The sequence below is a fragment of the Aeromicrobium sp. REDSEA-S38_B2 genome, from assembly GCF_001628525.1.
In the GTDB taxonomy this organism is placed as follows: Bacteria; Actinomycetota; Actinomycetes; order Propionibacteriales; family Nocardioidaceae; genus Aeromicrobium; species Aeromicrobium erythreum.
Window position 1 is genome coordinate 1 of sequence record NZ_LUNH01000064.1, and the last position, 12,417, is coordinate 12,417.

The 12,417-nt window shown below is 73.1% G+C and carries 17 protein-coding genes and 1 pseudogene; 10 read left to right on the top strand and 8 right to left on the bottom strand.

Annotated features, from left to right (window positions below; genetic code table 11):
- On the top strand, nt 1-501 hold a 501-nt coding region (locus tag A6Q81_RS12905), incomplete at its 5' end, for a uracil-DNA glycosylase (protein ID WP_286690704.1).
- A gap of 10 nt (nt 502-511) precedes the next feature.
- Nucleotides 512-1,663 (top strand): AI-2E family transporter, encoded by a 1,152-nt coding sequence (locus tag A6Q81_RS12910; protein ID WP_286690705.1) that lies wholly within the window; start codon nt 512-514, stop codon nt 1,661-1,663.
- A gap of 10 nt (nt 1,664-1,673) precedes the next feature.
- Here the strand turns inward: A6Q81_RS12910 and A6Q81_RS12915 are convergent, their stop codons facing one another.
- Entirely contained in the window at nt 1,674-1,967 is a 294-nt protein-coding gene (locus A6Q81_RS12915) for a WhiB family transcriptional regulator (RefSeq protein WP_067854091.1), read from the bottom strand.
- A gap of 119 nt (nt 1,968-2,086) precedes the next feature.
- On the opposite strand from A6Q81_RS12915, the gene A6Q81_RS12920 reads away from it, so the two are divergent.
- Genes A6Q81_RS12920 through A6Q81_RS12930 form a run of 3 tightly spaced genes read left to right on the top strand, consistent with a single transcriptional unit; the run spans nt 2,087 to nt 4,796 of the window.
- The gene (locus A6Q81_RS12920) at nt 2,087-2,983 is read left to right on the top strand and encodes a MerR family transcriptional regulator (protein WP_286690706.1); all 897 of its coding nucleotides are present in this window, start codon (nt 2,087-2,089) and stop codon (nt 2,981-2,983) included.
- Between the two features lie 54 nt (nt 2,984-3,037).
- Nucleotides 3,038-3,904, top strand: a complete 867-nt coding sequence (folP, locus tag A6Q81_RS12925; RefSeq protein WP_067854086.1) for a dihydropteroate synthase — start codon at nt 3,038-3,040, stop codon at nt 3,902-3,904.
- A complete protein-coding gene (locus tag A6Q81_RS12930) occupies nt 3,897-4,796 on the top strand; it encodes a glucosyl-3-phosphoglycerate synthase (protein ID WP_067854083.1) in 900 nt (299 codons plus the stop codon). The genes folP and A6Q81_RS12930 overlap by 8 nt, the downstream gene beginning before the upstream one ends.
- Here A6Q81_RS12930 and rpsN read toward each other — a convergent pair whose 3' ends face one another.
- From rpsN to rpmB, 3 genes are read right to left on the bottom strand one after another with little or no spacing between them, the layout of a single operon-like run.
- A complete protein-coding gene (gene rpsN, locus A6Q81_RS12935) occupies nt 4,797-5,102 on the bottom strand; it encodes a 30S ribosomal protein S14 (protein ID WP_286690707.1) in 306 nt (101 codons plus the stop codon). It lies immediately after the preceding gene.
- Nucleotides 5,102-5,272: a 50S ribosomal protein L33 gene (rpmG, locus tag A6Q81_RS12940; RefSeq protein WP_067854075.1), complete on the bottom strand. Its 171-nt coding sequence runs from the start codon at nt 5,270-5,272 to the stop codon at nt 5,102-5,104. Before rpmG ends, rpsN begins: the two co-directional genes overlap by 1 nt.
- Nucleotides 5,272-5,508: a 50S ribosomal protein L28 gene (gene rpmB / locus A6Q81_RS12945; RefSeq protein WP_067854070.1), complete on the bottom strand. Its 237-nt coding sequence runs from the start codon at nt 5,506-5,508 to the stop codon at nt 5,272-5,274. The genes rpmG and rpmB overlap by 1 nt, the downstream gene beginning before the upstream one ends.
- Before the next feature lie 55 nt (nt 5,509-5,563).
- Here rpmB and A6Q81_RS12950 point away from each other — a divergent pair, with 55 nt between their 5' ends.
- From A6Q81_RS12950 to ykgO, 4 genes are read left to right on the top strand one after another with little or no spacing between them, the layout of a single operon-like run.
- Entirely contained in the window at nt 5,564-5,827 is a 264-nt protein-coding gene (locus tag A6Q81_RS12950) for a type B 50S ribosomal protein L31 (protein WP_286690708.1), read from the top strand.
- Entirely contained in the window at nt 5,824-6,957 is a 1,134-nt protein-coding gene (locus A6Q81_RS12955) for a GTP-binding protein (protein WP_067854062.1), read from the top strand. Before A6Q81_RS12950 ends, A6Q81_RS12955 begins: the two co-directional genes overlap by 4 nt.
- A 9-nt stretch (nt 6,958-6,966) precedes the next feature.
- Entirely contained in the window at nt 6,967-7,131 is a 165-nt protein-coding gene (gene rpmF, locus A6Q81_RS12960; RefSeq protein ID WP_067854059.1) for a 50S ribosomal protein L32, read from the top strand.
- A 46-nt stretch (nt 7,132-7,177) separates the two neighbouring features.
- Entirely contained in the window at nt 7,178-7,300 is a 123-nt protein-coding gene (gene ykgO / locus A6Q81_RS12965) for a type B 50S ribosomal protein L36 (RefSeq protein WP_023645249.1), read from the top strand.
- A gap of 302 nt (nt 7,301-7,602) precedes the next feature.
- On the opposite strand, the gene A6Q81_RS12970 is transcribed toward ykgO, so the two are convergent.
- Nucleotides 7,603-8,388: a TSUP family transporter gene (locus tag A6Q81_RS12970; RefSeq protein WP_286690709.1), complete on the bottom strand. Its 786-nt coding sequence runs from the start codon at nt 8,386-8,388 to the stop codon at nt 7,603-7,605.
- Nucleotides 8,389-8,493: 105 nt separating this feature from the next.
- On the opposite strand from A6Q81_RS12970, the gene A6Q81_RS12975 reads away from it, so the two are divergent.
- A complete protein-coding gene (locus tag A6Q81_RS12975; RefSeq protein WP_286690710.1) occupies nt 8,494-10,230 on the top strand; it encodes an ATP-dependent nuclease in 1,737 nt (578 codons plus the stop codon).
- Nucleotides 10,231-10,303: 73 nt separating this feature from the next.
- Here the strand turns inward: A6Q81_RS12975 and A6Q81_RS12980 are convergent, their stop codons facing one another.
- From A6Q81_RS12980 to A6Q81_RS12990, 3 genes and pseudogenes are all read right to left on the bottom strand, one after another.
- Nucleotides 10,304-10,930, bottom strand: coding sequence for a class I SAM-dependent methyltransferase (locus A6Q81_RS12980; protein ID WP_286690711.1), 627 nt, complete (start codon nt 10,928-10,930; stop codon nt 10,304-10,306).
- On the bottom strand, nt 10,927-12,012 hold the full coding sequence (locus A6Q81_RS12985; protein WP_286690712.1) for a prenyltransferase/squalene oxidase repeat-containing protein: 1,086 nt from the start codon (nt 12,010-12,012) through the stop codon (nt 10,927-10,929). The genes A6Q81_RS12980 and A6Q81_RS12985 overlap by 4 nt, the downstream gene beginning before the upstream one ends.
- A gap of 1 nt (nt 12,013) precedes the next feature.
- Nucleotides 12,014-12,417, bottom strand: a pseudogene (locus A6Q81_RS12990) (SAM-dependent methyltransferase); the annotation flags it as partial.

Consider the following 12,417-nt stretch of genomic DNA (forward strand, 5'->3'; position numbering starts at 1 on the left):
CAGGACCCCTACCCCACGCCCGGACACCCCATGGGGCTCTCGTTCTCGGTGCAGCCCGACGTGCGCCCCGTCCCGCGCAGCCTCGCGAACCTCTTCACCGAGCTGGAGGCCGACCTCGGCGTCCCACGGTCGCCGCACGGCGACCTGAGCGCCTGGGCCGCGCAGGGCGTGCTGCTGCTCAACCGCGTGCTCACCGTCGGCGTCGGCGCCCCGGCCAGCCACCGCGGGATGGGGTGGGAGAAGGTCACCGAGCAGGCCATCCGCGCCCTCGTCGCCCGCGACGCACCGCTCGTCGCCGTCCTCTGGGGACGTCAGGCGCAGGACCTGCAGCCGCTGCTCGGCGACGTGCCGGTGGTCGCGAGCCCGCACCCCAGCCCGTTGTCGGCGTCGCGCGGCTTCTTCGGCTCGCGACCGTTCAGCCGGGTCGACGAGCACCTCAGGACGCTCGGCACCGCGCCGGTCGACTGGCGGCTGCCGCCGGTGGCGGAGCCGTCCGCCTAGGCTGAGCCCCATGAGCACCCCCCGCGTCCGCGACCGGGCCGTCGTCATCGACGAGGCCTTCGCCACCATGCAGCGCTGGGGCCTGCGTCTCGTCGTGGTGGCCGCGGCCCTCTTCGTGCTCGGCTGGGTGGTCGGCAGCCTCTGGATGGTCTTCTTCCCGCTGTCGATCGCGCTGCTCGTGGCGACGGTGCTGTCCCCACCCGTCAGCTGGCTGCGTCGGCACAAGGTGCCCAGCACGCTGGCCGCGCTCATCGTCATGCTGACGTTCCTCGGCATCGTCGTGGCCACCATCGCCATCCTCACGCCGCAGGTGGCCGGTCAGGCGCCCGCCATCGCCAAGCAGGCCTCCGGCGGCCTGCAGGAGGTGCGCAACTGGCTCACCGACGGACCGCTCTCGTTGTCCGACGGGCAGATCACGCGCGCGATCGCCGCCGTCCAGGACCGCCTGCAGGACAGCGCCGCGGCCATCAGCTCGGGCATCTTCTCCACGCTGAGCGCCGCGACGAACGCCGTGCTGAACCTGGTGCTCATCCTGATGCTGACGTTCTTCTTCATCAAGGACGGGCACCGGTTCCTGCCGTGGCTCGCGACGCTGGGCGGCCAGCGCGCCGGCATGCACGTGAGCGAGCTGCTCGCTCGCGTGTGGGGCACCATCGGCGGCTTCATCCGCACCCAGAGCCTCGTCGCGTTCATCGACGCGGTCCTCATCGGCATCGGTCTGGCGATCCTCGGCGTGCCGCTGGCGATCCCGCTGGCCGTCATCACGTTCTTCGGCGGGTTCATCCCGATCATCGGCGCGTTCGCCAGCGGGATCCTGGCCGTGCTCGTGACCCTCGTGACCAACGACTTCAAGGCGGCGGTCATCGCCGCGCTCATCGTCATCGCGGTCCAGCAGCTCGAGGGCAACGTGCTGTCGCCGTGGCTGCAGGGCAAGACGATGAACCTGCATGCCGGGGTCGTGCTGATGTCGGTCACGGCCGGCGGCACGCTGTTCGGCGTGACCGGAGCGTTCCTCGCCGTGCCGGTCGCCGCGGCGTCGGCGGAGCTGTTCCGCTACCTCAACGAGCAGATCGACCGGAACGTCGACCCGCAGGCTCCGGCCGAGGACAAGCACGCCGCGGACCTGTTGGCCGAGGGCCGGACGGCCCTCGACCCCGACTGAGCCCGGTCGCTCAGGAGGCGATGTCGCGCTGCGACTGCGCCAGGATCTCCGTGCGCTCGTGCTCGGTCAGACCGCCCCACACGCCGTAGGGCTCGCGGGCGGCCAGCGCGTGCTCGCGGCACTCGTTGATGACGGGGCAGGTCGCGCAGATCGCCTTGGCCGCGGACTCGCGGTCGCGTCGTCGTGAGCCGCGCTCGGCGTCGGGGGAGAAGAAGCGGGCGGACTCCAGGCCCTGGCACGCGCCCTGGTACTGCCACTCGTAGACCTCCTGCAGCGGGAGCGGGAGGTTCTTGAGGTTTGCCATCGTGCACTCCTTCGGGAAGCTGCCTCGGGGGACTCGTGCCGGTGAGGTCGTTGTTGTTCAGACCATAACGACAACTTGTTCAGGTTGGCAAGTGGGTGAACAAGTTCTATGATGGGGGCATGGCTTCCACCGATCCGACCACCCAGGCGCAGCAGGCGACCCTGCTGTCCGTGGGCGAGGTCGCGGAGAAGCTCGGCATCCCCGCCTCCACGTTGCGCACGTGGGAGCGCCGTTACGAGCTCGGTCCGTCCGCCCGCAGTGCCGGCGGACACCGCCGTTACGACGCCGCCGACGTCGAGCGACTGCAGCGCATGCACCTGCTCGTCGACAGTGGCCTCGGTCCCGCAGCCGCCGCCCGCGCCGCCATCAGCGGCGACCCGATGGAGCGCACCGAGGGCGCCGACGCCTTCGCCGACGCCGTCATCGCCGCCACCCGCGCCTACGACGCCGAGGGCCTGCGGACGCTGTTCGTGCGCAAGCTCGAGGACCTCGGCACCATCCGCGCCTGGACCGACCACATCGCGCCGTCGATGCGTCGGGTGGGCGAGGAGTGGTACCGCGGCAGTGTGGGCGTCGACGGCGAGCATCTCGTGAGCGACGCGCTGCACACTGCGCTGCGCGCGCGACTCGCGTCACGCCGCACGAAGGGACAGGACCACCGGCCCGTCCTGCTGGCCTGTGCGGAGGATGAGCACCACGTCCTTCCCCTGCTCGCGCTGCAGTGCGCGCTCGCCGACCAGGAGATCGGCTGCCACATGCTCGGGCAGCGCACGCCGTTCAGCGCGATCGCCGGCATGACGATCCGGCTCGAGCCGGCCGCCGTCTTCCTCTGGGCGTCGATCGTCCACTTCGACGGCAGCGCCCTGGCCTCCGTCCTCGACGCCGCGGCCGACCGCACCGACGTGCTGCTCGGCGGCCCCGGCTGGAGCGTCGAGGGCGGCACGCACGTCGCCGACCTGCAGGCTGCCGTCGATGCCGTGCAGCAGGCCATCGTGCGCCACCCCGTCGGGGCGTGAGCCGCGAGCGCCGGTCGAGCAGCGTCGCGTGGGTCCGTCTGGGAGCATGACGTCGTGGCCGACCTGACCTTCCGCGGACGCCGTGTCGTCCGGGACCGGGCCCTCGTGATGGCGATCATCAACCGCACGCCGGACTCCTTCTACGACCGCGGGGCCACGTTCGACCCCACCACCGCGCTCGACGCCGTCCGTCGCGCCGTGGCCGACGGGGCGGAGGTCGTCGACATCGGTGGCGTCAAGGCCGGCCCGGGCGACGCGGTGGACTCCGCCGAGGAGGTGCGACGGACCGTGCCCTTCATCGAGGCGGTCCGTGAGGCCGAGCCCGACGTGGTCATCAGCATCGACACCTGGCGCGCCGACGTCGCCCAGGCGGCCGCCGCGGCCGGGGCCGACCTGCTCAACGACACGTGGGCCGGGCACGACCCCGACGTCGTGCACGTGGCCGCCGAGCACGGTCTCGGGTACGTGTGCTCGCACACCGGCGGCGCCCTCCCGCGCACTCGACCGCACCGGGTGCGCTACGACGACGTCGTGGCCGACGTCGTCGCGACCACGACGCGTGCCGCCGAGGCCGCGGTCGGCGCGGGGGTGCCCCGTGAGGGCGTCCTCGTCGACCCCACCCACGACTTCGGCAAGAACACGTTCCACAGCCTCGAGCTCGCCCGGCGCGCGGACACGCTGGTGGCCACCGGTTGGCCCGTGCTCATGGCGCTGTCGCGCAAGGACTTCATCGGCGAGACGCTGGGCCTGCCGCCGGAGGACCGCCTCGAGGGCACGCTGGCCACCACCGCGCTGACCGCAGCGGCCGGCTGCGCGATGTTCCGGACCCACGACGTCGTCGCCACCCGACGCGTCCTGGAGATGACGGCCACCCTGCGCGGCGAGCGCCCCCCTGCTCGGGCGGTGCGCGGCCTTGTCTGAGGCACGACGCTGGTTCGAGACCCGCACGTTCGACGCGTCGCGCCCGCTCGGCGACCTCGTCGACGCCAAGGCGGGACGTCGGGTCACGGTGATCCTCCCCGCCCGCGACGAGGCCGCGACGATCGGTGCGATCGTGCAGCGCGTGCGCACCGCCCTGTGCGACCTCGTCCCCCTGGTCGACGAGGTGCTCGTGGTCGACTCCCGCTCGGGCGACGCGACCGCCCAGGTCGCGCGTGACGCGGGCGCGAGGGTCATCACGGTCGCCGACCCCGACCCCGCGTTCGACGGCGGCAAGGGTGCGGCCATGCGCACGGGCATCGCCCGGATGCAGGGCGACGTCGGCGTGTTCCTCGACGCCGACGTGACCGGCTTCGACCCGGCGTTCGTGGCCCGCTTGGTCGGTCCGCTGCTCCGCGACCCGTCGCTGGTGCTCGTCAAGGCGTTCTACGACCGCCCCACCCACGACGGCGGCGGCGGACGCGTGACCGAGCTCGCGGCACGCCCGGAGATCGCCCGTCGGGCGCCCGAGCTGGGCGGCTTCGTCCAGCCGCTCGCCGGGGAGTGCGCGTTCGTGCGCGACGCCTTCGTCGACCTTCCTGTCGTGAGCGGCTACGGCGTCGACGTCGGCATGCTGCTGCACGCCGTGCGCAAGCACGGTCTCGACGCCACGGCGCAGGCCGACCTGGGCCGCCGCGAGCACCAGCACCAGGGGCTCACCGCCCTCGGGCGGATGGCTCTGCAGGTGCGGGCGGCGTTCGACCTGGTGCTCGAGGGCCGCGACGTCGTGGTCGACGAGCGCTGGGTGCCGACGCGCCGGGCCGACGGCACGCCCGACCTCGTGCCCGAGCGGGTGGAGACGCGGCTGCTCCCCCCGCCCGGCGCCGACGGCTGACTACCAGCTCGACTTCGTGATGCCGGGGAGCTCGCCGCGGTGCGCACCCTCGCGGAAGCGGATCCGCGAGAGCCCCGCGACCCGCAGGTGGCCCCGGGGCCGACCGTCGACCTGGTCGCGGTTGCGCACGCGCGACGGCGAGGAGTCACGCGGCAGACGGGCGAGGGCGCGCGACGCGTCCATCCGCTCGGCCATCGACAGGGTGGTGTCGCGCGACGCCGCGCGCAGCGCGTCACGTCGGTCGCGGTAGCGCTCCACGGTCTCCTTGCGTCGCTCGTTGGCGACGATCTTGCTGCGCTTGGCCATCAGCGCTCCTCCTTGAACTCGACGTGCTTGCGGATCTTCGGGTCGTACTTGCGCAGGACCAGCCGGTCGGGGTCGTTGCGGCGGTTCTTGCGCGTGACGTAGGTCGTGCCCGTGCCGGCGGTCGAGCGCAGCTTCACGATCGGGCGCAGCTCGTTGCCCCTCTTCGCCATCAGAGCCGCTCCCCTCGGGCGAGGATGTCGGCGACCACGGCGTCGATGCCGCGGACGTCGACCGTCTTGATGCCGCGCGCGCTGAGGGTGAGCGTGACGTGGCGGCCGAGGCTGGGCACCCAGTACCGCTTCTTCTGGACGTTGACGTCGAAGCGCCGCTTGGTGCGACGGTGCGAGTGCGAGACGTGGTGGCCGAAGCCGGGGGTGGCCCCCGTGACCTGGCAGGTGCGCGACACGGCGACCTCCTGTGTAGAATGACAATCGTTCGCAACAGACTACCGGAGATCTTTCGTGAAGAAGAACCAGCACCCCCGCTACGAGGAGGTCGCCTTCCGCGACCGCTCCGGCGACCTCCTGCTCGTCACGCGCTCCACGCTCCCCGAGCGGCTCCCCGCCGACCACGAGACCGTCGAGGTCGACGGCCGCACGCTGCCCGTGGTCGACGTCGACGTGTCGAGCGCCAGCCACCCGTTCTGGACGGGCAAGGGCCGCGTCGTCGACACCGAGGGCCGCGTCGAGCGCTTCCGCCGCCGCTACGGGCAGGGCGGACGATGAGCCCCGCCCCCCGTCGCAGCCGCCGCCGGATCCTCGAGCGCAGCGTCCCTGCCGTGCTGGTGACCGGCATCGGCGACGCGGCCATGGAGGCGGTCACCGTCGGCCTGCAGTTCGACCTGCCCTCCGCCGTCGTCGTGCGCCACACCCTCGACGTGGAGAACCAGCAGCTCACCCGCGTCGTCAGCGACCTCACCGGTGTCGTCGAGCGGCACGTGCACGAGCTCGAGCACGCCTGCGTGGCCTGCGCGCTGCGCGAGGACGTCGTGCCGACGCTCGAGCGGCTCGCCGCCAGCGGTCGCTGGGGCACCGTCGTCGCGCACCTGCCGGTGGCCGCCGAGGCGCTGCAGGCCTGCCGGGTCATCGAGTCCTACGCCGACGTCGCACCCCACGTGCACGTCGCCGCCGTGGTCGCGGCCCTCGACGGCGAGACGGTGCTGGGCGACCTGCTCGGCGACGACCTGCTGCACGAGCGGTCGCTGCACACCAGCGACGACGACACGCGGGGCGTGGCCGAGACCGCCGCCGCCATCGTCGAGTACGCCGACGCCGTCGTGCTGGCAGGGGCGTCGTCGCCCGACGCCCGCGACCTGCTCCGTGCGCTCGCGCGCCCCCAGGTGCCCGTCGTCGACGACCCGTCGGCCCTCGACGCCGGCCCGCTGGTCGACGGGGCGCACCTGCACGCCGTGACCGAGGCCTGGGTCGACGTCGTGCGCCGCGGCGAGCTGCCGCGGTACGCGTCCGAGCACGTGTGGACGCTCGACCTGCGCTCGGACCGCCCCTTCCACCCCGACCGCCTGCTCGAGAGCATCGAGCGCATCGGCGGCGGACCCCGACGCTCGCGCGGGTCGTTCTGGCTGCCCAGCCGGCCCGCCGACGTGTGCGTGTGGGACGGTGCCGGCGGCCAGCTGAGCATCGGCACGGCGTCGCCGTGGGGCGCGAGCGCCCCGCTCACCCGCATCGTCGTGCACGGACTCGTGTCGGGGCCGCTCGCGAGCACGCCCGACGACGTGCAGGCCGCCTTCGAGCACTGCCTGCTCACCGACACCGAGATGGCCGAGCGCGGCCCCTACTGGGAGGTCGTCGAGGACGGCCTCGAACCCTGGCTCGGCGACGTCCGCCGCGCCGCCTGAGGAGGAACCATGGCAGTCCCGAAGCGCAAGACCTCACGCAGCAACACCCGTCACCGCCGCTCGCAGTGGAAGGCCACGCGGCCCGACCTCGTGCCGGTGACCGTCGACGGCCGCACCGTCCACGTCCCGCGGCGGCTCGTCAAGGCCGTGCATCGCGGCCTCGTCGACGTCTGAGCACCTCGCCGCCCGACCCCACCCACGCCCGATCCCAGGAGGAACCATGAAGGTCCGCAACTCGCTGCGCTCGTTGAAGAACCAGCCCGGCTCGCAGGTCGTCCGCCGTCGCGGCCGCACCTACGTCATCAACAAGCAGAACCCTCGCCTCAAGGCTCGTCAGGGCTGACGCAGCCGCCTGGCGTGTGGGAGGTAGGTGACGCGCGCTTCCTGGGCGTGGGCGGTAGGTGACGCGCGGATACGAGCTCGCTTTCCGCGCCTCACCTACCTCCCGGCGTGGGATACGCGCGCCACCTACCGCCCACCCAGGCCGCACCCCGAGATCCGACCCGACGCCCCGCCCGGTCGAGGCCCCCTCGAGGGCCACTTCCAGCGCGAGCCGAGGCAGCGCACCAGCAACCGAAGACCCTCGCAGGCAGCGCAGCAGCAGCTCGCGACCGCACCCACGACGTCACCCAACGTCAGGCGATGTCACGCGACGAGCTGCTGCCAGGTGTCCCACCCGATGCGCAGCGTGAAGGCGCACACGACCACCACGAACACCGCCCGCACGAAGCGGCTGCCGCGCGCCACCGCCAGCCGGGCACCCAGGTAGCCGCCGGCCACGTTGCTCACCGCCAGCACCGCGGCCACCTGCCACATCACGACACCCTGCGGCACGAACACGACCAGGGCGGCGAGGTTGGTCGCGAAGTTCGCCAGCTTCGCCTTCCCGCTGGCCTCGAGGAACCCGTAGCCCAGCACCCCCACCAGCGCGAACACGAAGAACGAGCCCGTCCCCGGCCCGAGCGCTCCGTCGTAGAAGCCGACCGCGGCACCGATGCACAGGGCGGCCGCGTAGTGGCGGCGCCCGTCGTAGCGCAGCGCGGCCACCTGGCCGAGCTCGGGTCGCAGCACGGTGAACAGGCCGACGGCGACGAGCACCACCAGGATCACCGGGTTGAACGCCGCCCTCGGGATCCACGACGCCACGACCGCGCCCAGCAGCGACCCGACGAACGCCGCCGCGGCCAACGGTGCGGCCGTGCGCAGGTCGAGCCGCACGCGACGCAGGTAGGTCAGGCTCGACGTCGTGGTGCCGGCGATCGACCCGACCTTGTTCGTCGCGAGCAGCTGCACCGGCGCCGCCTGGGGGAACGCCACGAGCAGCGCGGGCAGCTGCACCAGGCCGCCGCCGCCCACCACCGCGTCGACCCACCCCGCGACGAAGGCCGCCGCGGCGAGGAACAGCAGCACCCCTACGGTCACGTCGTCCACCGCGCCAGGCTACGGAGATCGCGTCGACCTCGCGGACACCCCACCCTCACGGGCCCTCGACCAGTAACCTGTGTCCCGCCGGCACCACCCAGGGAGGTTCGAGGCATGCGACTGGTCGCTGCGCGCGTCCGCAAGGTCATGTCGGTGCAGGACTCGGGCCGGCTGGCGCTCGACGAGGGCCTCACCACGCTCGTCGGCAAGAACGAGTCGGGCAAGACCGCCATGCTGCAGGCCCTGTACCGCGCCAACCCGCTGCCGAGCGGCCACCCGACAGCGTTCGCGGCGCGCCGCGACTACCCGCGCCGAGACCTCGGGCCCGACCGCGACCGGATCGACGACGTCCGGCCGGTGACGCTGGAGGTCGAGCTCGACTACGCCGACCGTCAGCGTCTGGAGCGCAGCGGCGAGCGTCTGCCGACGACACCGCTGTACGTGAGCCGGCGCTACGGCGACGACGCGCTGCACTGGGCGGTCGACGAGGACGGCACGCCCCTCGACGTCTCGCCGGGGACGCTCGCCGACCTCACGGCCATGCTGCCGGGCTTCCAGTACTTCGACGACCACAACGTGCTGCCGGGCAGCGTCTCGATCCGTCGCCTGCAGGAGCTCGATGCGGCGGACCTCTACCCGTCGGAGCGCACGGCCCTGGCGTTGCTGCGGCTCGCGGGCATCGCCGACGCGTCGTTCGGCGCCGACGAGCACGAGGAGCACGAGGCGGCGCTCGCGGCCGCTGCGACGCGCCTGACCGACCAGCTGCTCGCCTACTGGAGCCAGAACCGCGACCTGTCCGTCGAGCTCGACCTGCAGACGGTCGGCCTGGCGTCGCCGGAGCCGTGGCTGCACGTCCGGGTACGCGACGAGCGCCGGGGCGTGAGCCTCAACGTCGCCGAGCGCTCGAGCGGGTTCCTCTGGTTCTTCTCCTTCCTCGCCGCCTTCTCGGAGTTCGCGGAGCAGGAGCGCCGGGTCGTGCTGCTCGACGAGCCGGGCATGAACCTGCACGCGAATGCCCAGGGCGACCTGCTGCGCTACCTGAAGGAGCAGCTCGAGCCCCACCACCAGGTCGTGTACTCGACGCACTCGCCGTACCTCGTCGACGCGGGCCGGCTCTCCCGGTGCCGAGTGCTGGAGAACGTCGGCGACCGCGGCACCACGGTCAGCTCCGAGCTGTGGACCGCCGGTCCGGAGACGACGGTTCCGCTGCTCGCCGCCCTCGGCGCCGACCTCGCCCGCACGCTCGTCAGCAGCCCGCACCAGCTCCTCGTGTCATCGCCGTCCGACGTCACCTACCTCGCGGTCATGGGCGACCTGCTGCGGTCCGAGGGCGGCCGCGCGCTCGACCCGCGCTGGACGGTCACGCCGATGGGTGGCGCGTCGGGGCTGCCGACGACGCTCGCCCTGCTCGGCACCACCGCGACGTCGGCGACGGTGCTGATGGACGGTCCGGCCGGGTCGCGCGGCGCGGTCGAGGAGCTCGTGAACCGCGGGGCGATCTCGACCGACCACCTCGTGCCGCTCACCGACCTCACCGGCACGCTCGACGCCGACCTGGAGGACCTGTTCGACGCCGAGTGGTACCTGCGGCTCCTGGCGGAGTCCGGGGGTCCGGTGCTCTCGCACCGCAGGCTCGTCGGGAAGCGGTTCCTGCGCACCCCGCCACGTCGGCGCATCGTCCACCAGGCCGAGACGGTGCTGGGCCACCGCTTCGACCGCTTCCAGCCCGCCGCCCACCTCCTGCGCGAGCGGTCGCGGGTCCTCGAGACCGTCGACGCCGACACCAAGCAGCGCTTCCAGCAGCTCATCGACCGGCTCAACGCCCTCATCGAGCCACCCCTCCCTCGCTGAGTGTGACGTTTGGGGCCCAGATCGCGGTGATCTGGGCCCCAAACGTCACACTCAGCGGGGGTGGGGAGGGCGGTCAGCGGCGGAGGACGCGGAGGGAGCCGGTGTGGGCGACCTCGGCGAAGCCGTCCTCGAGGGCGCGCCGGTAGATCCGGTACGGCGCCTGGCCGCCGTCGGCCGGGTCGGGGAAGACGTCGTGGATCACGAGCACACCACCGGGACGCACCCAGTGGGCCCACCCGTCGTAGTCGGCCTGCGCGTGCTCGTCGGTGTGGCCACCGTCGACGAACACGAGGTCCAGCTCGCGACCCCACCACGACGCGACGTCGGGCGAGCGCGCGACGACGACGTCGACGACGTCCTCCAGCCCCGCCCGCGAGAGCGTCTCGCGCAGGAACGGCAACGTCTCCATCCGTCCGTCGGCCCCCACCAGCGACGTGTCGTGGTACTCCCACCCCGACTGCTGCTCCTCCGAGCCGCGGTGGTGGTCGATGGTCACCAGCCGGGCGCCCCGGAGCCGGGCGACGTGCCCGAGGTGGACGGCCGACTTGCCGCAGTAGCTGCCGATCTCGACGGCGACGCCCCCGGGCCGCAGGTGCTCGCCGGCCGCCTCGCGCAGGGCGTCGGCCTCCTCGTCGGGCAGGAAGCCGCGGACGTCGTCGGCGACACTGCGGAGATCACTGGGCAGGTCGAGCTCGCTCACGGGCGCTCCTCGTCGGTGGTCAGCAGCGGCAGGCCGTCGCCGCGGAACAGGCCGTTCGCGGGCGTGGTGCGAGTGAGGGCGTCGACCGCGAGCAGCACGGTGCCGGCGGTCCAGGTGGTCTGCTCGACCGGCCAGTACGTCTGGTCCGGGTAGACGTAGCCGGTCCAGTAGGTCGCGTCGTCGCGGCGCAGCACCTGGATCTCGCCGAGGATGCGGCGCGCGTCGTCGTCGCGGCCGACCGCGTCGAGCGCGAGCACCAGCTCGCAGGTCTCCCCCCCGGTGACCCACGGGCTGTCGTCGACGCAGCGGGCGCCGAAGCCGGGCACGACGAAGTCGTCCCAGCGGGCGTCCAGGCGCGCCGCCGCGACGGCGTCGGGCAGGGCGCCGCCGAGCACGGGGTAGTACCAGTCCATCGAGAAGCGGGCCTTGTCGGCGAAGCGGTGCGGCTCGTGGTCGAGCGCGTGACGCAGCCGCACGGCGGCGTCACGCCAGCCCGGCACGTCCTCGCCGACGACCTCGGCCAGCGCGACCCCGCAGCGCAGGCTCAGGTGGATGCTGGCGTTGCCGGTCACGAGCGCCTCGTCGGCGACGTCGCCCTCGGCCCCCCGCGACCAGCGCACCGGACCGGCCGGCTCCTGCAGCTCGAGCACGACGTCGAGCGCGGCCCGTACCGTCGGCCACATCGCCTCGACGAACGCGACGTCGCCGGTGAGGCGCCAGTGGTGCCAGGCCGCCGTGGCCACGTAGGCGGTGAAGTTCGCGTCGGTAGCGGGCACCGTGACCACACCGTCGACGTACTCGGTGGCGAACGACCCGTCGGGTCGCTGCGCGGTGCGGCTCCACGCGTACGCCGCCTCGGCCTCGTCGCGACGTCCGGCGACGGCCAGGCCCATCGCGGCCTGCAGGTGGTCCCACGGGTCGAGGTGGTGGCCCTCGAACCAGGGGATCGACCCGTCCGGCCGCTGCACGGCGACGATGGTGTCGGCGGTGGCCTGCACCTGCGCGGCGTCGAGCACGCCCGGCAGGGCGAGCGCGGTCCCCGCCGGCGGGAGCGGCCCCCAGCGGGTGGTCGGGAGCGTCACGTCAGGCGAGCGGCTTGGTGTAGTACAGCGCGACGCTCTTGCCGAGCAGCGGGTTGAGCGCCTTCTCGGCCACGCGGGTCGTGCGGGGCGCCTTCATCATGTCCCACACCAGCAGCCGGTGGTAGGCGCGGACGGCGGGGTGCTGGTCGCGCTCGACGCCGACGGCGCACTTGATCCACCAGTACGGCGCGTGCAGGCCGTGCGCGTGGTGGGTGTGCGTGTGCACCAGGCCCTCGGCGCGCAGCTTCGCGTCGAGCTCGCTGGCCTTGTAGATGCGGATGTGGCCGCCCTCGTTGGCGTGGTACTCATCCGACAGCATCCAGCAGACCTTCTCGGGCCAGTGCCGCGGCACGGTGACGGCGAGCGTGCCGAGCGCGAGCCCGGCGGCAATGGTGGCGGCCAGGG